Origin of the sequence: Pseudomonas sp. QL9 (assembly GCF_041409665.1) — a bacterium.
Taxonomy (GTDB): domain Bacteria; phylum Pseudomonadota; class Gammaproteobacteria; order Pseudomonadales; family Pseudomonadaceae; genus Pseudomonas; species Pseudomonas knackmussii.
Map to the genome: position 1 here is coordinate 2958037 of NZ_CP166971.1, position 21916 is coordinate 2979952.

Genomic DNA, 21916 nt, shown 5'->3' on the forward strand with positions numbered 1-21916 from the left:
GTCCGGACGAGGCTTATGGACGAGCAGCAACTCCCCGCGGCGGATGCCCGCGACGGTATCGAGAAGACCCTTCGCTATGCCCTGGAAGTCGTCAGCGACGGCATCTGGGACTGGGACATCGCCAGCAATCACGTCAAGCGCAGTCCGGGCTGGTACCGCATGCTCGGCTACCCGCTGGACGGCCTGCCGGAGGATGTCGATACCTGGCACTCGGTGATCCACCCGGACGACTTCGAGCGCGTCATGCAGGGGTTCCAGGCCTACATCGAAGGCCGCCATCCAACCTACGCCGAGGAGTACCGCTGCCGCTGCCTGGACGGCGAATACCTGTGGATAAGCGATCACGGCCGCTTCGTCGAGTTCGATGGTGACGGCCGCGCAACGCGCATGATCGGCGCCCATCGAAACATCCATGAGCGCAAGCTTGTCGAGCTGGAGCTTCAGCAGCGCAACGAAGAGCTGCACGAACTCAATCGCAACCTTGAGCAACTGGTGGAGCAGCGTACCGAGGCCCTGCGTCGGGCCAACCTGGCGTTGGCCGAGCAGGCAGCGGAGGCTCTGCGCCTGAGCGAGACGGACCCGCTCACGCAGATATTCAACCGACGCCGCTTCGAAAGCAGCTTGCAGCACGAGTGGCTGCACTTCCAGCGCCACGGCCACGACGTCAGTCTGCTGATGTTCGACCTCGATCACTTCAAGCGCATCAACGACAGTCACGGCCACCCGGTGGGCGACCGCGTCCTGGTCGCGGTGGCGAAAGGAGTGCGCAACAGCCTGCGCGATGGCGATTGCTTCGCCCGCTGGGGTGGAGAGGAGTTCATCGTGCTGTTGCCGGACACGCCGCTAGCCGCCAGCCACGCGTTGGCGGAGCGCCTGCGCCGATGCATCGGCGAGGTGGGCGCCGGACTGGAGCATGCGCTGACTGCCAGTTTCGCGCTGGCCACCCTTCGCTGCGGGGAGTCGCTGGAAGACTTGCTACGGCGGTTGGACGACGCGCTCTATCGCGCCAAGCAACGGCGCGATTGCATCGAGCTCTGCTAGGCGCTTACTTCGATGTCGCCCAGGCGCGCGCCATGGGGGCCAAAGCTGCGTTCGAGGAACTCCCGGCGCCCATCGGCATGGACCCGCAGCACGCTGCTGGCGCGGGTGCCGTAGTTCGGGCTGGCGATGAACACGCTGGACAGCAGGCGTTCGGTGGCGATGCCGACGCCGGTTTCCGGCAGCTGTTCGTCCTGGGGCTTCTGGGTATCGGCGAGCAGTTCCAGCAGGCTGTGCGGGTCGGCGGCGTCGAGGCGTTCGGCCAGCGCGGCGCGAGCGCGCTCCAGCTTCGGCCAGGGCGTATCCAGCGCGGCATTGGACACGCCGTGCAGGCCGGGCGGCAGCAAGCGTGGTGCGCCGGTGCGCGGGTTGAAGTAGCAGAGCTGGCGGGCATCGCCGACCAGCAAGTTGAAGCCTGAGTAGTCGGAAGCGCGCGAGCGGACCCGCTCCAGATAGTCGAAGGGCGACTCCCGGCCGCGCAGGAAGCCGGCCACCAACTCGCCGCGCGAACGGGGGCCGAGCGGTTGATCCGGGTCGCGGACGTTGGTCAGCGCGGCGAAGCGACCGTCCGGGCCGATGCCCAGCCAAGTGCCGCCGGCTTCCAGGTCGCGCCCGGCGAAGACCCCGGGCGCATCCTCCCAGGCTGCGAGCGGCAGGGTGGGGCGGGCATAGAATTCGTCACGGTTGGCCGCGACTATGAGGGGCATGGCGTGGCCGGGGCGCCAGGCGAGCACGATCAGGCACATGGGAAACTCCTGGTGGTTCGCGCAGTCTATCAAGCCCTCAGGCGTGCTGGAGCCCCCGGGTGGCTTCCGCTACCATGCCGCTTTTCCGATCCGAGGTGACCATGGAGTTCCTCCTCTACCTGGTGCTGGGCGCCTGCGCCGGGGTACTGGCCGGCCTGTTCGGCGTCGGTGGCGGCCTGATCATCGTCCCGGCCCTGGTCTTCAGCTTCACCGCCCACGGTTTTTCCGTCGACGTACTCACGCAGATGGCGGTGGGCACTTCGCTGGCGACCATCGTTTTCACTTCGATCAATTCCATTCGCGAACACCATCGTCGCGGCGCGGTGCGCTGGCCGGTGTTCCTCTGGATGACAGTCGGGATCATCGTCGGCAGTGCCCTGGGCGCGCTGACCGCATCGGCCATCAAGGGCCCGATGCTGCAGAAGATCATCGGCAGCTTCGCCGTGCTGATCTCTTTCCAGATGGCCCTGGACCTCAAGCCCAAGGGTGGCCACGAGCTGCCAGGCAAGGCCGGTCTTGGCACGGCCGGTGGTTTCATTGGCTGGGCCTCGGCGATCTTCGGCATTGGCGGCGGCTCGCTGACCGTGCCCTTCCTCTCCTGGCGCGGTGTGCCCATGCAGCAGGCGGTGGCGACCTCCTCGGCCTGCGGGCTGCCGATTGCCATCGCCGGCGCGATTTCCTTCATCGTCGTCGGCTGGCACAAGCCGTTGCTGCCGGAATGGAGCTTCGGCTTCGTCTACCTGCCGGCGCTGGTCGGCATTGCCGTGACCAGCATGTTCTTCGCCCGCATCGGTGCGCGCCTTGCGCACCGGCTGCCGGCCAAGGTGCTCAAGCGCCTGTTCGCCTTGCTGATGTTCTGCGTCGGCATGAGCTTCCTGCTCAAATGATTCGTCCCTAGGAGAAAGCGATGCTGCCTTATCCACAGATCGACCCCGTCGCGGTGTCGCTCGGCCCCCTGAAGATCCACTGGTACGGCCTGATGTACCTGATCGGCATTGGCGGTGCCTGGCTGCTCGCCTCGCGCCGACTGGACCGTTTCGATCCGACCTGGACCAAGGAGAAGCTCTCCGACCTGGTGTTCTGGGTCGCCTGCGGTGTCGTCCTCGGCGGGCGCATCGGTTACGTGCTGTTCTACAAGCCGGACTTCTATCTGAGCAATCCGCTGAACCTGTTCAAGGTCTGGGAGGGCGGCATGTCCTTCCACGGCGGTCTGCTCGGCGTAATGCTGGCGACCTGGTGGTTCGGCAAGCGCAACGGCAAGAGCTTCTTCCAGCTGATGGACTTCATTGCGCCGCTGGTGCCGATCGGCCTGGGTGCCGGGCGTATCGGCAACTTCATCAACGCCGAACTGTGGGGCAAGCCGACCGACGTGCCCTGGGCGATGATCTTCCCGCCGTACAGCGACCCCGCTCAGCTGCCGCGCCACCCGTCGCAGCTCTACGAGTTCGCCCTGGAAGGTATCGCGCTGTTCATCATCCTCTGGCTGTTCTCGCGCAAGCCGCGCCCGACCGCCTCGGTGTCCGGCCTGTTCATCCTCTGCTACGGCTGCTTCCGCTTCTTCGTCGAGTTCTTCCGCCTGCCGGACGCCGATCAGGGTGCCGGCGGCAATGGTGGTCCGGGCTACATCGCCTGGGACTGGCTGACCATGGGCCAGTTGCTCTGCGTGCCGATGATCCTCGGCGGCATCGCGCTGATGGTCTGGGCCTACCGCCGCGCGGCGGCCAAGCCACTGGCCAACTGAGCCCGCAGCCGCATGAAAAAGCCCGCCGAATGGCGGGCTTTTTTGTGGGCGCTGCGTAGGAGCTCAGGCCGGCTCGACCAGCAGCAGCACGCCGTCCTGTCCGGTGACCTTCACCTGGGCGCCGGCCGGCAGGTCGGGGCCGCTGACCAGCCACAGGCTGTCGCCGACGCGGACCTTGCCGCGCCCGCCGACTATTGCGTCGTGCAGCGCGAACTGCCGGCCGATCAGCTCGCTGCCGCGGCGGTTCAGGCCGCTGGCCGCGGCATTGGCGCCGGGACGGTGCTGGTAGCGCCACCAGAACACCACGGTGAGCAGGGAGAGGATGCCGAAGGCGAGGAACTGCCAGGTCCAGTCCATGGCCGGGATGAGGAAGGTGAGTACGCCGGTTGCCGCGGCAGCCACGCCGACCCAGAGCAGATAGCCGCCGGCGCCAAACACTTCGAGGATCAGCAGCAGGGTGCCGAAGGCCAGCCAGTCCCAGAAGCTCAGGTGCTGCAGGTATTCCCACATGGCCTCAACTCCGCTTGGCGCCGGAGGCGTCGCCGAAGGTGGCCTTGACGATCTCGCCAATGCCGCCCACCGCGCCGATCACCTGGCTGGCTTCCAGCGGCATCAGGACGATCTTGCTGTTGTTCGAGGCGGCCAACTGGCCCAGGGCGTCGACGTACTTCTGCGCGACGAAGTAGTTCACCGCCTGCACGTTGCCGGTGGCGATGGCCTCGGAGACCACGCGGGTCGCCTTGGCTTCCGCCTCGGCCTGGCGTTCACGGGCTTCGGATTCGAGGAAGGCCGACTGGCGCAGGCCTTCGGCTTCGAGGATCTGCGCCTGCTTCTTGCCTTCGGCGGTGAGGATTTCCGCTGCGCGGCGGCCTTCTGCTTCGAGGATCTGCGCACGCTTCAGGCGCTCGGCCTTCATCTGGCTGGCCATGGCTTCGACCAGGTCGGCCGGCGGGCTGATGTCCTTGATCTCGATGCGGGTGACCTTCAGGCCCCAGGGCGCGGTGGCCTCGTCGACGGTGCGCAGCAGGCGCTCGTTGATCGCGTCGCGCTGGCTGAGCATGTGGTCCAGCTCCATGGAGCCGAGCACGGTGCGGATGTTGGTCATCACCAGGTTGCGCACGGCGTTCTCCAGGCCGCTGACCTCATAGGCCGCGCGTGCTGCGTCGACCACCTGGAAGAAGCACACGGCGTCGATCTGCACGATGGCGTTGTCGGCGCTGATCGCCTCCTGCGGCGGTATATCCAGCACGCGCTCCATCATGTTGATCTTCTGCCCTATGCGGTCCATCACCGGGACGATGATGTTCAGCCCCGGCTTCAGCGTGCCGGTGTAGCGGCCGAAGCGCTCGACCGTCCACTCGTTGCCCTGCGGTACCACCTTGAAGCCCATGAAGACGATCGCCACCGCGAGGATGACGAAGAGGATCAGGACACTGCCGGTTTCCATGTAGCGCACTCCTTGGTCGAAATACTTCCTGTGGGGCTCTGCTGGATTCCCGCGTGCGCGGGAAAGATGGTGCTTGCGTCGTCATCCCCGCGCACGCGGGGATCCAGCAGACCGACGTTATTTCTGCTCGCTCTGCGGCGTGACCCGCAGCACTTCCTCGATAGTGGTGAGGCCGGCCGCGACCTTCTGCGCGCCGGACAGGCGCAGGCTGCGCATGCCTTCCTTGAACGCCTGGCGGCGCAGCTGGATGAGGTCGGTGTCGGGAGTAATGAACTGCTTCAGGTTGTCGGTCAGCAGCATGATCTCGTAGACCCCGGCGCGTCCGCGGTAGCCGGTGTCGCGGCATTCCAGGCAGCCCACCTGCTGGTGCGCGCCGGTTGGCAGCGGGGCATTCCACGGGCGGGTCAGTTCCTGCCAGTCGGACTCTTCCAGCGCCATCGGCGCCTTGCAGTGCGGGCACAGCGTACGCACCAGGCGCTGGGCCATGACGCCGAGCACGGTGGCGCGGATCAGGTAGTAGGGCACGCCCAGTTCGAGCAGGCGGGTGATGGCCGTGGGCGAGTCGTTGGTATGCAGGGTGGAGAGCACCAGGTGGCCGGTCAGCGCCGCCTGGATCGCCATCTCGGCGGTTTCCAGGTCGCGGATCTCGCCGACCATGATGATGTCCGGGTCCTGCCGCAGCAGGGCGCGCACGCCGCTGGCGAAGCTCAGGTCGATGTTGTGCTGCACCTGCATCTGGTTGAACGAGGGCTCGATCATCTCGATCGGGTCCTCGATGGTGCAGACGTTCACCTCGTCCGTGGCCAGCTGCTTGAGCGTGGTGTAGAGCGTGGTGGTCTTGCCCGAGCCGGTCGGCCCGGTGACCAGGATGATGCCGTTGGGCTGGTTGGTCATGCTCTGCCAGCGGCGCATGTCGTCGGGTGAGAAGCCGAGCTGGTCGAAGGTCTTGAGCAGCACTTCGGGGTCGAAGATCCGCATCACCATCTTCTCGCCGAAGGCGGTGGGCAGGGTCGACAGGCGCAGTTCGACCTCGGCGCCGTCCGGGGTCTTGGTCTTCACCCGGCCGTCCTGCGGCTTGCGTTTCTCGGCGACGTTCATGCGGCCGAGGCTCTTCAGGCGGCTGACCACCGCCATCGTCACCTGCGGCGGGAACTGGTAGACGTTGTGCAGCACGCCGTCGATGCGGAAGCGCACGGTGCCCTGTTCACGGCGCGGCTCGATGTGGATATCGCTGGCGCGCTGCTGGAAGGCGTACTGGAACAGCCAGTCGACGATGGTGACGATGTGCGCGTCGTTGGCATCGGGTTCCTGGTCGTTGGCGCCGAGCTTGAGCAACTGCTCGAAGTTGCCGACGCCGCTGATCTTCATGTCCTGCGCCGAGGCGCCGCTGACCGACTTGGCCAGGCGGTAGAACTCGGTGGTGAAGCGCTGGATGTCCTGCGGGTTGCACACCACGCGCTTGATCGGGCGCTTGAGCACGTGGGTGAGGTTGCTCTCCCAGCTGTGCACGAAGGGTTGCGCGCTGGCGATGGTGACGCTGTCAGGCGCCACTGCCACGGCGAGGATCTTGTGGCGCTGGGCGAAGGCGTAGGACATCAGCGGGGTAACCGCGGCGACGTCGATCTTCAGTGGGTCGATGCGCAGGTAGGGCTGGCCGGAGTATTCGGCCAGCCAGTGGACGAGCTGGTCCAGGTCCAGGTGTCGGCCGGGGTGGCGCAAGTCCGGGACCTGCTGTGCGGCAAGGAATTCCAGGGGGTGCTGCTGGTTCTTCACCGCGCTGCGACGGATTGCCAGGCATTGCTCGGCATCGGCCTGCGCGATGCGCCCCTGGGCAACCAGCTCGTGGAGGATATCGGCCAGATCCAGCCAACGGTCCTGGGCTGGCGATGCGAACACGGACATGCGGACTCCCTGCGTTGAATGTGCCGCGGACGGCTGCGGGTGGAACGGTTCTGAGTCCTCCCCGCGCCGCCGGGTTCCCAGCTTATTTCAAAAGCGCCTTCCAGGGCTTGAGAGCCAGCACAGTATGGGCCTGGGCCGCCAGGGCATCCAGCGTCTCGGGGTCGCGCTGCTGGATCATCTGCTGCAGCTTCACCAGCTCGCCATAGAGACGGTCGACCTCGGCCAGCAGCAGGACGTCGCGCGCCTGGCGCAGCCAGACCAGCATGCGTTGCAGGCGCGGCAGGTGGTCGACGAGCAGCATCGGGTCCTGCTGGGCGCGCGACAGCGGCAGGCCTTCGGCTTCCTCGGCCAGTTGGCGCGGCAGCCATTTGCCCAGCGCCGCAGCGCCCTGGCGGTTGCCGCGCTCGTTGCGGCCTTCGGTCCAGGCGCGCTTGAACAGCCAGCGCGAGGCGTTGAGCGAGAACAGGCCCCAGCGGGTTTGCGCGAGCTCGGCGCGGAAGGCTTCCGGCGCTTGCTGACGGACGCTTTCGTCGGTTTCGCCTTGCTCAAGGCGCGGGCTCCAGTCGGCGATCAGCGCGTCCAGGGCTTCGCGCAACTCGCGGGAGCTGGCGCGCGGCACCACCTGGCCGAGGCTACCGAGCAGCGCGCGCAGGTCGACCAGTTGTTGCAGCCAGTCTTGCAGGAGGCGCCAGTGGCCGTTGTAGCGGTATTGCTCGGCCAGGCGCTGGCTGTTGCCCAGCAGGGCCCAGGCGATGCCGGCGAAGGCGCCGTCGAGCGGGGTTTCCGCCAGCAGCTTCTGGGTATCGGCCTGCACCGAATAGCTGGCCGGGTCGTACAGCCGGTAGCCGCGCTCGGCCTTGCTGATGTCGCAGGGCATCAGCGGCAGGTCGGCGGCCAGTTCGGCGGCGAGCTCCAGCAGCGCTTCGGGTTCCCCCTGGCGCAGTTCGAGCTCCAGCTCGCAGATTTCCTCTTCCTGCTCACCGGCGATCACCTTGCCGAGGTCGAGGGCGGCTTCCACCACGACCTTGGCCTCGCCGCGGCCCCAGGCGATTTCCGCGCGCTGGCGGTTGAAGTCGGTGGTAAAGATCGGCGCCAGCTGCTTCTTGTCGAGGTCGGCCAGCGCTGCCGGCCAGCATTGGTCGTCGAGCTTCTTCAGGTCCAGCTTGGCCTTGTCCAGGTACCAGTCCCACTCGTTGCGCTCGGACAGCCCGGCCACGCTGTGGCCGCGACTCTTCAGGGTCTGGATGAACTGCTCGCCATCGCGGCGCAGGCGCAGCGCGACGCGCGCGCGCGCGAGGTCGCGGGCCGGGGTGTCGTAGTACTGGTTGAACAGTTCGCTCTGCTGCCAGCCGGACTTGTTGCGCTTTTTCAGCAGCGGATGGTCGCGCAGCGCGTCGAGGGTTTCGCGGCTGACGCGCAGCTTGATTTCGGTTTCTTTCTGCATGACGGGTTCCGGGTCGGGGGCGGCTGCCGCCCTGGAAGGAAAAGGGTAGACGGGGCGCGGCGAAAGGGTGCCGGGCCCGGCGCTGGGCGCGTGCGTCGAGGGCCGTCAGTGTACAGGAGGCGGCTGGCGTCCCGGAGGTTTAATCGTCCGCCTTCCTGGGCCATGATGGCGGCAAAGCGTTCGGAGAAGCCCATGTCCCTGCCGAGTCTGAAAGACCGTTTCGCGCACCTGCTCGCCCTGCCGTCGGTGAGCTGTACCCAGGCCGCCCTCGACCAGTCCAACCGCCCGGTGGTCGAGCTGCTAGCCAACTGGCTGGGCGACCTCGGCTTCGCCTGCGAGCTGCAGGAAGTGACGCCCGGCAAGTTCAACCTGCTCGCCAGCCTCGGCAGCGGCCCCGGCGGCCTTGTACTCGCCGGGCACACGGACACCGTGCCCTACGACGAGTCCCTGTGGAAAAGCGATCCGCTGCGCCTCGACGAGCGCGACGGGCGCTGGTATGGCCTTGGCAGCTGCGACATGAAGGGCTTCTTCGCCATCGCCATCGAGGCGCTGCTGCCGTTGCTCGACCAACCGTTGCGCCAGCCGCTGCTGATCCTCGCCACCTGCGACGAGGAAAGCTCCATGTCCGGCGCTCGCGCCCTGGCCGCCGCCGGCAAGCCGCTGGCGCGCGCCGCGGTGATCGGCGAGCCCACCGGGTTGCGGCCGATCCGCCTGCACAAGGGCGTGATGATGGAGCGCATCGAGATCCACGGGCAGAGCGGCCATTCCTCCGATCCGCGCCTGGGGCATAGCGCCCTGGAGGCCATGCACGCCGCCATCGGCGAGCTGCTGGCGTTGCGCGCGCAGTGGCAGACCGAGTTCAACAATCCGCAGTTCGGCGTGCCGCAGCCGACCCTCAACCTCGGCTGCATCCACGGCGGAGACAACCCCAACCGCATCTGTGGCCAATGCGCCCTGGAGTTCGACCTGCGGCCGCTGCCGGGTATGGACCCGGAGGCCCTGCGGCGGACCATTGGCGAGCGTCTGCAGCCGCTGGCAGAGCGATTCTCGGTGCGCCTGGACTACCACCCATTGTTTCCCGCCGTGCCGCCCTTCGAGCAGGGGGCGGACAGCGAGCTGGTGCGCCTGGCCGAACGTCTAAGCGGGCATTCGGCGGAAGCGGTAGCCTTTGGCACCGAAGCGCCGTATCTTCAGCAGCTCGGTTGCGAGACCCTGGTGCTCGGCCCCGGCGACATCGCCTGCGCCCACCAGCCAGACGAGCATCTGGACCTTGCGCGCATTCCTCCGACCGTGGAGCTGCTGCGCGGCCTGATCAAGCACTACTGCCTGTAAACGTCATGAAGAGGAGATATCTGTCGATGTGCATGCGACGACGATAACCGCCGCGCCCGCCCTTGCCGGCTCTTTGCACTCGACAACCCTTCATCGCTCGACGCTTACAGGCTTTCTGCACAATGCACGACTACGTCAACTGGTTACGTCACGCCTCCCCCTACATCAACGCCCACCGGGACTGCACCTTCGTGGTCATGCTGCCCGGCGAGGGTGTGGAAGACCCGAACTTCGGCAATATCGTCCATGACCTGGTGCTGCTGCACAGCCTCGGCGTGCGCCTGGTGCTGGTGCACGGCTCGCGCCCGCAGATCGAAGCGCGCCTGGCCTCGCGCGGGCTGGCGCCGCGCTTCCACCGCGGCTTGCGGGTCAGCGACGCACCGACCCTGGAGTGCGTGATCGATGCCGTGGGCAGCTTGCGCATCGCCATCGAAGCGCGCCTGTCGATGGACATGGCCGCCTCGCCCATGCAGGGCGCGAGGCTGCGCGTGGCCTCCGGCAACCTGGTGACCGCGCGGCCGATCGGCGTGGTCGAGGGCATCGACTACCACCACACCGGCGAGGTGCGGCGGATCGACTGCAAGGGCATCAACCGCCTGCTCGACGAGCGCTCCATCGTGCTGCTCTCGCCCCTGGGCTACTCGCCCACCGGGGAGATCTTCAACCTCGCCTGCGAGGACGTGGCCATGCGCGCGGCCATCGAACTGGGCGCCGACAAGCTGATCCTGTTCGGCGCCGAGCGCGGCCTGCTGGACGAGGACGGCGCGCTGGTCCGCGAGCTGCGCCCGCAGCAGGTGCCGTCGCACCTGCAACGTTTGGGCACCAGCTATCAGGCCGAACTGCTCGACGCCGCCGCGCAGGCGTGCCGCGCTGGCGTGCGGCGCAGCCATATCGTCAGTTTCACCGAGGACGGCGCGCTGCTCAGCGAGCTGTTCACCCGCGCCGGCAACGGCACCCTGGTTGCCCAGGAGCAGTTCGAGCAGCTGCGCGAGGCGGGCATCGAGGATGTCGGCGGCCTGCTGGAACTGATTCGTCCGCTGGAGGAGCAAGGCATCCTGGTGCGCCGTTCGCGCGAGGTGCTGGAGCGCGAGATCGAGCAGTTCAGCATCGTCGAACGCGAGGGTCTGATCATCGCCTGTGCGGCGCTCTATCCGATCGCCGATTCCGACGCAGCCGAGCTGGCTTGCCTGGCGGTGAACCCGGAGTACCGCCACGGCGGTCGTGGCGATGAACTGCTCGAGCGCATCGAGAAGCGCGCCCGCGCGCTGGGTGTGAAGACCCTCTACGTGCTCACCACGCGCACCGCCCACTGGTTCCGCGAGCGCGGCTTCCAGCCCAGCAGCGTCGACCGCCTGCCGGCGGCGCGTGCCTCGCTGTACAACTATCAGCGCAATTCGCAGGTGTTCGAGAAGAGCCTGTAACGCCGGCTTTTCGTAGGAGCGGATCTCATCCGCGAATCGCGCAGGGATATCCAGCTATCGCGGACAAGGTACGCTCCTACAAGGTGATTTCGCGCATCAGTGAAAGGCACAAATGAAAAAGAGGCCCGAAGGCCTCTTTTTTCTTTGCAGCGATCTCAGACGCCGATCAGACCCAGGATGCTCGCCTGGTAGGCGGCGACGAAGGTGTCGAAGTCGCCTTCGGGCTGGCGTTCCAGCGCTTCCTGTTCGGCCAGGGAGTTGCGCGCCATGGCTTCGAAGGCTTCCTGCTCGGCGGCCGGCAGCGGCTTGGACAGCTGCTCGGCATGCTCGCGGCTCTTGCGCAGGGCGAAGGCGGTGAAGCTTTCGCCGCGCTCGCGCATTTCCGCCAGTACCTGGGCGGACGGGGTGCGATCCGGATCGGCGATCTTCTCGCGCTGCTGCATCAGGCTCTGTGCATGAGCGTTGCTGCCGGTGGCGCGGTCGAGCAGTTCGGCGATGGGCGCGATGCGCTTTACCAGCTCACTGGCCCAGACCTGCAGCGGTACGGTCTGCCCGCCGCGTTGCAGGTGCAGTCCCGGACGTCGGCCTTCCTTGACCACCTTGAGGAAGTTGCTGGTCGCCGCACCGCATTCGCCGTCGGCGAGCAGCGGGCTGTCCTGCAGCGCGCAATAGAGCAGGAAGGCGTCGAGGAAGCGGCCCTCGGCGGCGTCGATGCCCAGCGGCAGGAAGGGGTTGATGTCCAGGCAGCGCGCTTCGACGTACTGCACGCCGCGGCTCTCCAGTGCCTGGATCGGCCGCTCGCCGGTGTGGGTCACGCGCTTGGGACGGATGCTCGAGTAGTACTCGTTCTCGATCTGCAGCACGTTGGTGTTCAGCTGCACCCACTCGCCATTCTGCTTGGTGCCGATCTTTGCGTACGGCTCGTAGGGCGAGCTGACCGCGCGGCGCAGGCTCTCGACGTAGCTGTCGAGGTCGTTGTAGCAGGGCGTCAGGCCCGCCTGGGCGTTGTTCTGGTAGCCCAGGTCGCTCATCCGCAAGCTGGTGGCGTAGGGCAGGTAGAGGGTGTGCTCGTCGAACGCCTGCAGGTTGTGCGGGCGGCCGCGCAGGAAGCCGGCATCCAGCGCCGGCGAGGCGCCGAACAGGTACATCAGCAGCCAGCTGTAGCGGCGGAAGTTGCGGATCAGCGCGATGTAGTGCGCCGACTGGAAGTCGCGCAGCGACTGACCGCCATCCTCGTGCTTCTGCAGCAACTGCCAGAGCCCCTCGGGCAGCGAGAAGTTGTAGTGGATGCCGGCGATGCACTGCATGGTCTTGCCGTAACGCAGCGCCAGGCCCTTGCGGTAGACGTACTTGAGGCGACCGATGTTGGAGGTGCCGTAGCGGGCGATCGGGATGGTCTCCTCGTCCGGCAGTTCGCAAGGCATCGACGGGCTCCACAGCAGTTCGCCGTCGAGGTGCTGGCTGGCGAAGCGATGGATGCTTTCGAGCGAGCCGAGGGTCTGTTCGACGCTGGTGCTGGTCGGAGTGATGAACTCCAGCAGCGCCTCGGAGTAGTCGGTGGTGATCTGCGGGTGGGTCAGGGCCGAGCCGAGCACGCGCGGATGTTCGGTCAGGGCCATCCGGCCGGCCTCGTCGACGCGCAGGCATTCGCGCTCGATACCGTGCAGGCACTGGGCGAGCAGGGGCAGGTTGGCAGCGTCACCGAGCAGAGCCAGGCGGCGGGAAAGTAGGTCGCTCAATTTGAAGTCCTTCACGCGGCGGTCGCCCCACTATGGGGGTGGACCAGGCGGTCTACAAGGGGGAGGGCGGCCGGCGTTGTCGCCTGGCGGGCTGCGACTCACCGGAGCCCGCGTGGCGTGCGGGCTGCCGATGGTCAGGATAGTGCAGGTGGGGAGGGGTGGCTTACAGCTGGGCGAAGGTGCCTTGTCCCTTGGCGACCAGCTTGTCGCCCTGGAACACGTCGGCCTCCACCACCAGGGAGCGACGACCGGCGTGCAGGACCTTGGCCACACAGCGCACCTCGCCCTCGGCGACTGCGCGGATGTAGTTGATCTTGCACTCCAGGGTCACGCTCTGGCGGTCGAAGCCATGGGCGCTGGAGCAGGCCAGGCCCATGGTCACGTCCATCAGCGAGAAGATCGCCCCGCCGTGCATCACGTTGCCGCGATTGCGCAGGTGCTCGGCCATCTTCAGGCTCACCTCCGCCTCGCCGTCGCCGATGCGCACCGGCTCCAGGCCGATGTTTTCGCTGAAGGCGCTGATCATGATGTCGCGGCTGGGCATCTCGCTCATGGCGGTTCCTTACTTCTTCTTCAGTTGCTTGGCGTTGGCGAACAGCGAGGCCATGGCGTTGTTTGCCGGGGCCTTCTCCTGCTGGCGCGGGGCGCTGCGCTCGTTGCGCTGACCGCCCTGCGGACGACCGCCGCCACGCGGGCCATCGACCTTCTCGCCGGGGGTGTCGCTCATGCGCATGGACAGGCCGACGCGGTTGCGCGGGATGTCCACTTCCATGACCTTCACCTTGACGATGTCGCCAGCCTTGACCACTTCGTACGGGTCCTTGACGAACTTCTCCGACAGCGCCGAGATGTGCACCAGGCCGTCCTGATGCACGCCGATGTCGACGAAAGCGCCGAAGTTGGTGACGTTGGTCACCACGCCTTCCAGCACCATGCCGGGCGTGAGGTCCTTCAGGCTTTCCACGCCGTCCTGGAACTCGGCGGTCTTGAACTCCGGACGCGGGTCGCGGCCAGGCTTGTCGAGTTCCTTGAGGATGTCGGTGACGGTCGGCAGGCCGAACTGCTCGTCGGTGAACTTCTTCGGATCGAGGCGCTTGAGGAAGCCGGAGTCGCCGATCAGCGAGCGGATGTCACGGCCGGTGTCGGCGGCGATGCGCTGCACCAGCGGGTAGGTCTCCGGGTGCACCGCCGAGGCGTCCAGCGGGTTGTCGCCGTTCATCACGCGGAGGAAGCCGGCGGCCTGCTCGAAGGTCTTCTCGCCCAGGCGGCTGACTTTCTTCAGCTCGTCGCGGGTCTTGAACGCGCCGTTGGCGTCGCGGTGCGAGACGATGTTCTGCGCCAGGGTGCTGTTGAGGCCGGAGATGCGCGCCAGCAGGGCGGCGGAAGCGGTGTTCACGTCCACGCCCACGGCGTTCACGCAGTCTTCCACCACCGCATCCAGGCTACGCGCCAGTTGCAGCTGCGACACGTCGTGCTGGTACTGGCCGACGCCGATGGACTTGGGCTCGATCTTCACCAGCTCGGCCAGCGGATCCTGCAGGCGGCGGGCAATGGAGACGGCGCCGCGCAGCGACACGTCGAGGTCCGGGAATTCCTTGGCGGCCAGTTCCGAAGCGGAGTACACCGAGGCGCCGGCCTCGCTGACCATGACCTTGGTGCACTTGAGCGCCGGGTACTTCTTGATCAGCTCGATGGCCAGCTTGTCGGTCTCGCGGCTGGCGGTGCCGTTGCCGATGGCGATCAGCTCGACCTTGTGCTTGGCGCACAGGGCGGCGAGCACGGCGATGGTCTGGTCCCACTGGTTCTTCGGCGCGTGCGGGTAGACGGTGGCGGTGTCCAGCAGCTTGCCGGTGGCATCGACCACGGCGACCTTCACGCCGGTGCGCAGGCCTGGGTCCAGGCCCAGGGTGGCGCGCGGGCCGGCCGGAGCGGCGAGCAGCAGGTCGTGCAGGTTGCGGGCGAAGACGTTGATCGCCTCGGCGTCGGCGCCTTCGCGCAGCTCACCGAGCAGGTCGGTTTCCAGGTGGGTGTAGAGCTTGACCTTCCAGGTCCAGCGCACCACCTCGGCCAGCCACTTGTCCGCGGCGCGGCCCTGGTTACTCACGCCGAAGCGCTCGCCGATCATGGTTTCGCACGGGTGCGCAGTGCCCGGCAGCTCGTCGCCGACCTTCAGTGCGACGCTCAGCACGCCTTCGTTGCGGCCGCGGAAGATCGCCAGTGCGCGGTGGGATGGCGCGCCCTTGAGCGGTTCGTCGTGCTCGAAGTAGTCGCTGAACTTGGCGCCTTCGGTTTCCTTGCCGGGTACCAGGCGCGCGGTCAGGGTGGCGTTGTCCTTGAGGAACACGCGCAGACGGTCGAGCAGGGTGGCGTCCTCGGCGAAGCGCTCCATAAGGATGTACTTGGCGCCTTCGAGTACAGCCTTGGTGTCGGCGAAGCCCTTCTCGGCATCGACGAAGCGCGCGGCTTCGGTTTCCGGGGTGAGCGTCGGGTCGTTGAACAGCGCGTCCGCCAGCTCGCCGAGGCCGGCTTCCAGGGCGATCTGGCCCTTGGTGCGGCGCTTCTGCTTGTACGGCAGGTAGAGGTCTTCGAGGCGGGTCTTGGTGTCGGCGAGGTTGATCTCGCGGGCCAGTTCCGGAGTCAGCTTGCCCTGCTCCTCGATACTGGCGAGGATCGCCGCGCGGCGTTCGTCGAGTTCGCGCAGGTAGCGCAGGCGCTCTTCCAGCAGGCGCAGCTGGGTGTCATCCAGGCTGCCGGTGACTTCTTTCCGGTAGCGGGCGATGAAGGGGACGGTGGAGCCTTCATCGAGCAAAGCGACGGCAGCGGCGACTTGCTGCGGTTGAACGCGGCCGGAGGGCAGTGCGGAAAGCTCTTCGGCGATACGGGTGTTGATGCTGTCCATGAATCCACCTGGTGAAACCAACGAAATACGGGGCTTGGCTGCCGCGCCGTGGCGCTTGGCAGGCGTCTATGACAACGCCCCGCCGCAAAAGCGCCGCATTATACCCGTGGCCGATTGACCCGGAGGGCGGTCGGTCGGGGAAAAATCTGCTAACAATGGTCAGACCGTTGGAACGCGCGGCTGGGTGATAATCGCCGGCCCGATCAGAACTGGAGCCACCATGTCGAACCCCGCCACTCTTCCTGAAGGCGAAAAAATCCTCATCGTCGACGACGACGCGCGCCTGCGCCGTCTACTCGAACGCTTCCTCGAGGAGCAGGGCTATCGCGTGCGTGCCGTGGAGAACACCGAGCAGATGGATCGCCTGCTGGCGCGCGAGCTGTTCCAGCTGGTGGTACTCGACCTGATGCTGCCCGGCGAAGACGGCCTGTCGGCGTGCAAGCGCCTGCGCGAGGCGAACAACCAGATCCCGATCATCATGCTCACCGCCAAGGGCGACGAATCCAGCCGCATCCAGGGCCTGGAGCTGGGCGCCGACGACTACCTGGCCAAGCCGTTCAACCCGCGCGAGCTGCTGGCGCGGATCAAGGCCGTGCTGCGTCGCCAGACGCCGCTGGTGCCGGGCGCTCCAGCGGGCGAGGACGAAGTGGTGAGCTTCGGCGACTACGAACTCTTCCTCGCTACCCGCGAGCTGAAGAAAGGCGAGGAAGTGCACATGCTCACCACGGGTGAGTTCGCCGTGCTCAAGGCACTGGTGCAGCACGCCCGCGAGCCGCTGACCCGCGACAAACTGATGAACCTGGCCCGCGGCCGCGAGTGGGACGCGCTGGAGCGCTCCATCGACGTGCAGATCTCGCGCCTGCGCCGGCTGATCGAGCCGGACCCGTCCAAGCCGCGTTACATCCAGACCGTCTGGGGCGTGGGCTATGTATTCGTGCCGGACGGCGCAGCCCGCAAGTGAGTCCACGCCAGGATCGCCCAGCACTTTGTCGCCGCCGCTTGCCGTGACAGTTGCACTGTCTGCGCGGCGGCTTCGCGTTCTGGACGATCCTGGCGCGTCCTCCGCCCGGCAGAAAAACCTGGAAATGCCCTCTTGAAAACCCCGCTCTGGTTCCCGCAAAGCTTCTTCGCCCGCACCCTCTGGCTGGTGCTCATCGTCGTGCTCTTCTCCAAGGCGCTGACGCTGGTCTACCTGCTGATGAACGAGGACATGCTGGTCGACCGTCAGTACAGCCACGGCGCAGCGCTGACCGTGCGCGCCTACTGGGCGGCCGACGAGCGCTCGCGCGAGGCCATCGCCAAGTCGGCGGGGTTGGCCTGGGTGTCGCAGGAAAACGAGCAGCCGGAAGAGCAGCACTGGCCCTACAGCGGCATCTTCCAGCGGCAGATGCGCACCGAACTCGGGCCGGACACCGAGACGCGCCTGCGCATCCACGCGCCGTCCATGCTCTGGGTCCACGCACCGAACCTCGGCGATGGCTGGCTGGGCATTCCACTCTACCCACATCCGCTGCGCGGCCAGCAGATCTGGAGCGTGCTCGGCTGGTTCCTCGGCATCGGCCTGCTGTCCACTGCGGCGGCCTGGATCTTCGTGCGCCAGCTCGGCAAGCCGCTCAAGCGCCTGGTCGTGGCCTCACGTGAGTTCGGCAAGGGCCGCAGCGTGCGTCTGCCATTGGGGAAGGACACGCCCAGCGAGATGGCCGAGGTCTATCGCGCGTTCAACCAGATGGCTGACGACGTCGAGCAGGTCGGGCGCGAGCGCGAGCTGATGCTCGCCGGGGTTTCCCACGACTTGCGCACGCCGCTGACGCGCCTGCGCCTGTCGCTGGAGCTGATGCCCGAGGGTGAGCGCGAAATGGTCGAGGACATGGTTCGCGACATCGAGGACATGGACCAGATCCTCGACCAGTTCCTCGCCTTCATCCGCGACGGTCGCGACGAGCCGGTGGAGGAGGGTGACCTCAACGAACTGACGCGTGAGGTGGTGGCGCCCTTCAACCAGGGTGAGAAGCGCGTCGGCATTTCCCTGGAGCCGCTGCCGCCATTCCCGTTGCGCCGCGTGTCGATGAAGCGCCTGCTTGGCAACCTGATCGGCAACGCGCTGCATCACGGTGGCGGTCATGTCGAGGTGGCCAGCCACCTGGCCGGTGGCGGAGGCGCGCCTTACATCGTGTTGAGCGTGCTCGATCGCGGTCCCGGCATCGCCCCGCAGGAACTGGACAGCATCTTCAATCCCTTCATTCGCGGCGACAAGGCGCGCGGCGGCAAGGGCACCGGCCTGGGACTGGCGATCGTCAAGCGCATCGCCGCGCAGCATGGCGGCAGCGTCGAACTGCGTAATCGCGAAGGCGGCGGGATGGAAGCGCGGGTTTGCCTGCCGCTCGGACTCATGCTGCCGCGTGGGGCGTCCTGACGCGAACCATCGATCTACCAGCTCAACCCTTTTGCATCCAACCGTGCCACCTTCCCATAAGGCCAGGCGCGGTTCTGTGCGCCATGCCCGCTGGGCAGCTGGTGGTAGAGCGGAATGCCCAGCGGCTTCAGGTATTCGCTGAAGATTTCTTCCAGGCTGTGCGCCACGTTCTTGCGCGGGCAGTCGGTGAAGGTACCCAGCACCACAGCGCCAAGGCTCGCCGCGTCGATGCTCTGCAGGAGCTGCCAGAGGCTGCGCTCCAGGCGGTAGAAGGGCTCGCCGACGTCTTCCAGGATCAGGATTGCATCCGCCGGCGCATGCAGCCCGGCGACCGTGCCGGCCGTGCTGGCCAGTGCTGTGAGGTTGCCGCCGATCAGTTGTCCTTCCACGGCCTGTTTCGGGCCCATCAGGTGTGCTGTCGGCAGTCGTCGCTCATCGCCGGCCAGCACGCGGCTTAGCGAAGCCAGCGAGGCCAGGCGCTCGCGTTGTTCGGCCGGAGCGCTCAGCGGTTGCAAGCCGAGGGCACTGGCCACCGGGCCGTGGATGGCCGGCAGGCCGTGGCGATGGAAGGCGCTGAGCAGGATCGAGATGTCGGAGAAGCCGATCAGAGGCCGTGGCGAGGCCGCCTGCAATCGCGCCCAGTCCAGGTTCGGCACCAGCTGCGCGCAGCCGTAGCCGCCGCGTAGGCACCAGACGGCGCTGATGTCGGGTAGCTCGAACGCCTTGTGAAAGTCTTCCAGTCGCTGCTCTACGGTGCCAGCCAGATAGCGATAGCGCGCCTCGGCGTTTTCGCCCAGGTGGTAGTCGATGCCGAGCACTTCGAGCTGGCGCAGGGTGGCCTCGAAGACCTCATCGGCGATTGAGGAGGCGGGTGCCACCAGGGCGACGCGGCCGGCAATCGGTGACCATTTGAGTTCGGCGGCGGAGCGGGTAGTGGGCATGGACGAGATCCGGGACGGCATAGAACGGATATGTAGGAGCGAGCTTGCTCGCGAAAAATGCAGGTTCGCGAGCAAGCTCGCTCCTACAGGAAGAACCCCGGCTTACCCCTTGCCTTGAGTACGCACCAGATGCGGCCCGGAATTCTTCTCCAGGTACTCGATGATCACCCCGGCGATGTCCTTCTGCGTGGTGGTCTCGATGCCTTCCAGGCCTGGCGAGGAGTTCACCTCCATCACCAGAGCCCCGTGGTGCGAACGCAGGATGTCCACGCCAGCCACCTTGAGGCCCATGATTCGCGCCGCGCGGATGGCGGTCATGCGCTCTTCCGGGGTGATCTTGATCAGGCTGGCGCTCCCGCCGCGGTGCAGGTTGGAGCGGAATTCGCCAGGGGCGGCCTGGCGCTTCATCGATGCGATCACCTTGTCGCCCACCACGAAGCAGCGGATGTCGGCGCCGCCGGCTTCCTTGATGTACTCCTGGACCATGATGTTGTGCTTGAGGCCCATGAAGGCTTCGAGCACGGATTCCGCGGCCTTCTGGGTCTCTGCCAGCACTACGCCGACACCCTGGGTGCCTTCCAGCAGCTTGATCACCAGGGGCGCGCCGCCGACCATCTGGATCAGATCCGGGACGTCGTCGGGGGAGTGCGCGAAGCCGGTGATCGGCAGGCCGATGCCCTTGCGCGAAAGCAGTTGCAGCGAGCGCAGCTTGTCGCGCGAGCGTGCGATGGCCACCGATTCGTTGAGCGGGAATACGCCCATCATCTCGAACTGGCGCAGCACCGCGCAGCCATAGAAGGTGACCGAGGCGCCGATGCGCGGGATGACCGCGTCGAAGCCTTCCAGGGGCTGGCCGCGGTAGTGGATCTGTGGCTTGTGGCTGGCGATGTTCATGTAGGCACGCAGGGTGTCTATCACAACCATCTCATGTCCGCGTTGCTGCCCGGCCTCCACCAGCCGACGGGTGGAATACAGGCGCGGATTGCGCGACAGCACGGCGATTTTCATTGAGCACCTGAAAGGGCGGGGGTAACCATGATGAGGGGTTTGTCCTGGACGTAGGTCAGCGCCGGGTTGACCACGAGTTGGCCTTGGACCAGCGCCTTGGAGCCGAGCAGAACGCGGTAACGCATGGTCTTGCGGCAGGCCAGGGTGAATTCCACCGGCCAGATGCGATCGCCCAGGGCCAGGGTGGTGCGGATCACGTAGCGGTGCTGGCTCTGGCCGTTGGAGCTCTTGATGGTCTTCATCGTCACCAGCGGCGCCTCGCAGCGATGCCGGCGCAGCACCTGGGTGCCGAGGTGGGCGGTGAAGCGCACCCAGTCGCGGCCGTCGCGGTGGAAGGTGACGATGTCGCTGGCATGCAGGCTGGAGGTGCTGGCGCCTGTATCGATCTTTGCGCGCAGGCCGACGATCCCGAGGTCAGGAAGGGCGATCCATTCACGCAGGCCGATCACGGAGAGGTGGTCGAAGGTCTTCAAGGGCTGCCGTTCCTGGGTTTTGCGGCATTCTAGCAGGGCCATTGGCACCCGCCAGGGGCCTGCCGACAACGCCGGCCCGAGGGTAGACTGGCGAGGTTACAGACCTGTGGATGCAGTCCCGTGAGCGAGAAAGACGACGACAAGGTGCGCCTGGACAAATGGCTGTGGGCGGCGCGCTTCTACAAGACCCGCGCGCTGGCCAAGGCGGCTATCGAAGGCGGCAAGGTGCATTGCCGGGGCGAGCGCTGCAAGCCCAGCAAGGAGCCCAAGGTCGGCGAGGAATATGTGCTGCGCACCGGTTTCGACGAACGCACCGTGGTGATCAAGGCGCTGTCGGTGGTGCGTCGCGGCGCGCCTGAGGCGCAGCAGCTGTACGAGGAAACCGAGGAGAGCGTGAAGCGCCGCGAGGACGCCGCCGCCCGGCGCAAGGCTGGCGCGCTGGGCGTGCAGACCGACGGGCGGCCGAGCAAGAAGCAGCGCCGGCAGTTGCTGCACTTCCTCGACGATCAGGAGTGAGTTTGTTCATTGGGTCCCCGCGTTCGCGGGGACCCAGAAAACCGCCTCAGGCCGAGACGACGCTCAGCCGATTGAGCAGCGGGATCTTCGCCAGCAGGCCGAACAGTGGATCGGTCAGGCGCGCCAGGCCGCTCGAGGCCCAGGCGACGAAGGGCGTGAAGCAGCTCCAGGCCATGGCGATCAAGGCCATTTGCACCCCTCCTATATAGTCGTCCTGTCCCCAGTGGGCGCCGGCCACCAGGCGCGGCAGCATGAGCAGCAGCGCCAGGCTCCAGATCACCACCCACTGCAGGGCCGTGCGCGAGAAGAGCGTGAGGAACAGGGCCCAGACCAGCAGCACCGAGGCGTGGTCGCCGGGGAAGCTGCGTGCGGACTGGTCCTTGATCTCGTGGAAGGTGCCGTTCCAGGACGGGAAGTACTGCGCCAGGTGCACGGTGTCCGGGGCGAGGGTGGAAATGCTGTCGTGCTGCCAGTCCATGTGGTGCGCCAGCTTGGCGTAAAGCACGCGGACCACCACCAGTACCAGCATGGTGACAATCAGACCGAAGCTCGCGGCGCGCACCTGGGTCGCCTTGAAGACCCAGTCGCCGCGGATCAGCAGGCCGAGCAGGAGGAGACCGACCAGCGCATCGAACGGCCGGGTGCTGGCCACCGCGAAGATATCGCGCCAGGTGTCGTTGGTCGCCAGGGGCGCATTGAGGGCGTGGAACAGGCTGTAATCGAACAGGTCGATGGCGGCGCGGGTCGGTGCCCAGAGCCAGAGGAGCAGCAGGACCAGAGCCAGCAGGTGACAGGCGATGAACGGGCGCCACGACCAGGTGGCTTGGAACGGAGAGGCTTTCTCCATAGAATCGAT

20 protein-coding genes are annotated in these 21916 nt (G+C 66.7%); 8 read left to right on the top strand and 12 right to left on the bottom strand.

Annotated elements, in window-relative coordinates; genetic code table 11:
* Positions 1-15: 15 nt before the first annotated feature.
* The gene (locus tag ACA097_RS13990; protein ID WP_371370436.1) at positions 16-1041 is read left to right on the top strand and encodes a diguanylate cyclase domain-containing protein; all 1026 of its coding nucleotides are present in this window, start codon (positions 16-18) and stop codon (positions 1039-1041) included.
* Here the strand turns inward: ACA097_RS13990 and ACA097_RS13995 are convergent.
* Entirely contained in the window at positions 1038-1784 is a 747-nt protein-coding gene (locus tag ACA097_RS13995; protein WP_043256278.1) for an NRDE family protein, read from the bottom strand. The two genes, ACA097_RS13990 and ACA097_RS13995, sit on opposite strands and share 4 nt — an antisense overlap.
* Positions 1785-1885: 101 nt before the next feature.
* Here ACA097_RS13995 and ACA097_RS14000 point away from each other — a divergent pair, with 101 nt between their 5' ends.
* Positions 1886-2671, top strand: coding sequence for a sulfite exporter TauE/SafE family protein (locus ACA097_RS14000; RefSeq protein ID WP_371370517.1), 786 nt, complete (start codon positions 1886-1888; stop codon positions 2669-2671).
* 20 nt (positions 2672-2691) lie between these two features.
* Positions 2692-3525, top strand: a complete 834-nt coding sequence (lgt, locus tag ACA097_RS14005; RefSeq protein WP_043256276.1) for a prolipoprotein diacylglyceryl transferase — start codon at positions 2692-2694, stop codon at positions 3523-3525.
* A 63-nt stretch (positions 3526-3588) separates the two neighbouring features.
* Here the strand turns inward: lgt and ACA097_RS14010 are convergent, their stop codons facing one another.
* The 4 genes from ACA097_RS14010 to ACA097_RS14025 form a co-directional block, all read right to left on the bottom strand.
* Positions 3589-4035, bottom strand: coding sequence for an NfeD family protein (locus ACA097_RS14010; protein WP_043256274.1), 447 nt, complete (start codon positions 4033-4035; stop codon positions 3589-3591).
* Positions 4036-4039: 4 nt separating this feature from the next.
* Positions 4040-4972, bottom strand: coding sequence for an SPFH domain-containing protein (locus tag ACA097_RS14015; protein ID WP_043256272.1), 933 nt, complete (start codon positions 4970-4972; stop codon positions 4040-4042).
* Positions 4973-5089: 117 nt separating this feature from the next.
* The gene (locus tag ACA097_RS14020) at positions 5090-6874 is read right to left on the bottom strand and encodes a GspE/PulE family protein (protein ID WP_371370437.1); all 1785 of its coding nucleotides are present in this window, start codon (positions 6872-6874) and stop codon (positions 5090-5092) included.
* Between the two features lie 82 nt (positions 6875-6956).
* Entirely contained in the window at positions 6957-8318 is a 1362-nt protein-coding gene (locus ACA097_RS14025; protein WP_371370438.1) for an inorganic triphosphatase, read from the bottom strand.
* A 192-nt stretch (positions 8319-8510) separates the two neighbouring features.
* On the opposite strand from ACA097_RS14025, the gene argE reads away from it, so the two are divergent.
* Positions 8511-9650, top strand: a complete 1140-nt coding sequence (gene argE / locus ACA097_RS14030; RefSeq protein ID WP_371370439.1) for an acetylornithine deacetylase — start codon at positions 8511-8513, stop codon at positions 9648-9650.
* 122 nt (positions 9651-9772) lie between these two features.
* Positions 9773-11071: an amino-acid N-acetyltransferase gene (argA, locus tag ACA097_RS14035; protein ID WP_160288717.1), complete on the top strand. Its 1299-nt coding sequence runs from the start codon at positions 9773-9775 to the stop codon at positions 11069-11071.
* Between the two features lie 155 nt (positions 11072-11226).
* Here argA and gshA read toward each other — a convergent pair whose 3' ends face one another.
* The 3 genes from gshA to ACA097_RS14050 all read right to left on the bottom strand — a co-directional run bounded on the left by gshA (position 11227) and on the right by ACA097_RS14050 (position 15709).
* Positions 11227-12810 (bottom strand): glutamate--cysteine ligase, encoded by a 1584-nt coding sequence (gshA, locus tag ACA097_RS14040; RefSeq protein ID WP_371370440.1) that lies wholly within the window; start codon positions 12808-12810, stop codon positions 11227-11229.
* Between the two features lie 163 nt (positions 12811-12973).
* Positions 12974-13336: a PaaI family thioesterase gene (locus ACA097_RS14045; protein WP_371370518.1), complete on the bottom strand. Its 363-nt coding sequence runs from the start codon at positions 13334-13336 to the stop codon at positions 12974-12976.
* A 36-nt stretch (positions 13337-13372) separates the two neighbouring features.
* Positions 13373-15709: a Tex family protein gene (locus tag ACA097_RS14050; protein ID WP_371370441.1), complete on the bottom strand. Its 2337-nt coding sequence runs from the start codon at positions 15707-15709 to the stop codon at positions 13373-13375.
* A gap of 220 nt (positions 15710-15929) precedes the next feature.
* Between ACA097_RS14050 and ompR the strand changes: the two genes are divergently transcribed.
* Complete coding sequence (gene ompR, locus ACA097_RS14055) at positions 15930-16670, top strand: two-component system response regulator OmpR (protein WP_043256260.1); 741 nt, start codon at positions 15930-15932, stop codon at positions 16668-16670.
* Between the two features lie 132 nt (positions 16671-16802).
* Positions 16803-18122, top strand: coding sequence for an ATP-binding protein (locus ACA097_RS14060; RefSeq protein ID WP_371370442.1), 1320 nt, complete (start codon positions 16803-16805; stop codon positions 18120-18122).
* A 14-nt stretch (positions 18123-18136) separates the two neighbouring features.
* On the opposite strand, the gene ACA097_RS14065 is transcribed toward ACA097_RS14060, so the two are convergent.
* The 3 genes from ACA097_RS14065 to ACA097_RS14075 all read right to left on the bottom strand — a co-directional run bounded on the left by ACA097_RS14065 (position 18137) and on the right by ACA097_RS14075 (position 20544).
* Positions 18137-19063 carry an LD-carboxypeptidase gene (locus ACA097_RS14065; protein ID WP_371370443.1) on the bottom strand — a complete coding sequence of 309 codons (927 nt, stop codon included), beginning with the start codon at positions 19061-19063 and terminating at the stop codon, positions 18137-18139.
* A 102-nt stretch (positions 19064-19165) separates the two neighbouring features.
* Positions 19166-20071, bottom strand: a complete 906-nt coding sequence (gene rimK, locus ACA097_RS14070) for a 30S ribosomal protein S6--L-glutamate ligase (RefSeq protein ID WP_160288711.1) — start codon at positions 20069-20071, stop codon at positions 19166-19168.
* On the bottom strand, positions 20068-20544 hold the full coding sequence (locus ACA097_RS14075; protein ID WP_043256254.1) for an ATP-dependent zinc protease: 477 nt from the start codon (positions 20542-20544) through the stop codon (positions 20068-20070). Before ACA097_RS14075 ends, rimK begins: the two co-directional genes overlap by 4 nt.
* 120 nt (positions 20545-20664) lie before the next feature.
* Between ACA097_RS14075 and ACA097_RS14080 the strand changes: the two genes are divergently transcribed.
* Positions 20665-21060, top strand: coding sequence for an RNA-binding S4 domain-containing protein (locus ACA097_RS14080; protein ID WP_043256252.1), 396 nt, complete (start codon positions 20665-20667; stop codon positions 21058-21060).
* Between the two features lie 46 nt (positions 21061-21106).
* Here the strand turns inward: ACA097_RS14080 and ACA097_RS14085 are convergent, their stop codons facing one another.
* The gene (locus tag ACA097_RS14085; RefSeq protein WP_371370444.1) at positions 21107-21907 is read right to left on the bottom strand and encodes a phosphatase PAP2 family protein; all 801 of its coding nucleotides are present in this window, start codon (positions 21905-21907) and stop codon (positions 21107-21109) included.
* Between the last annotated feature and the right edge of the window lie 9 nt (positions 21908-21916).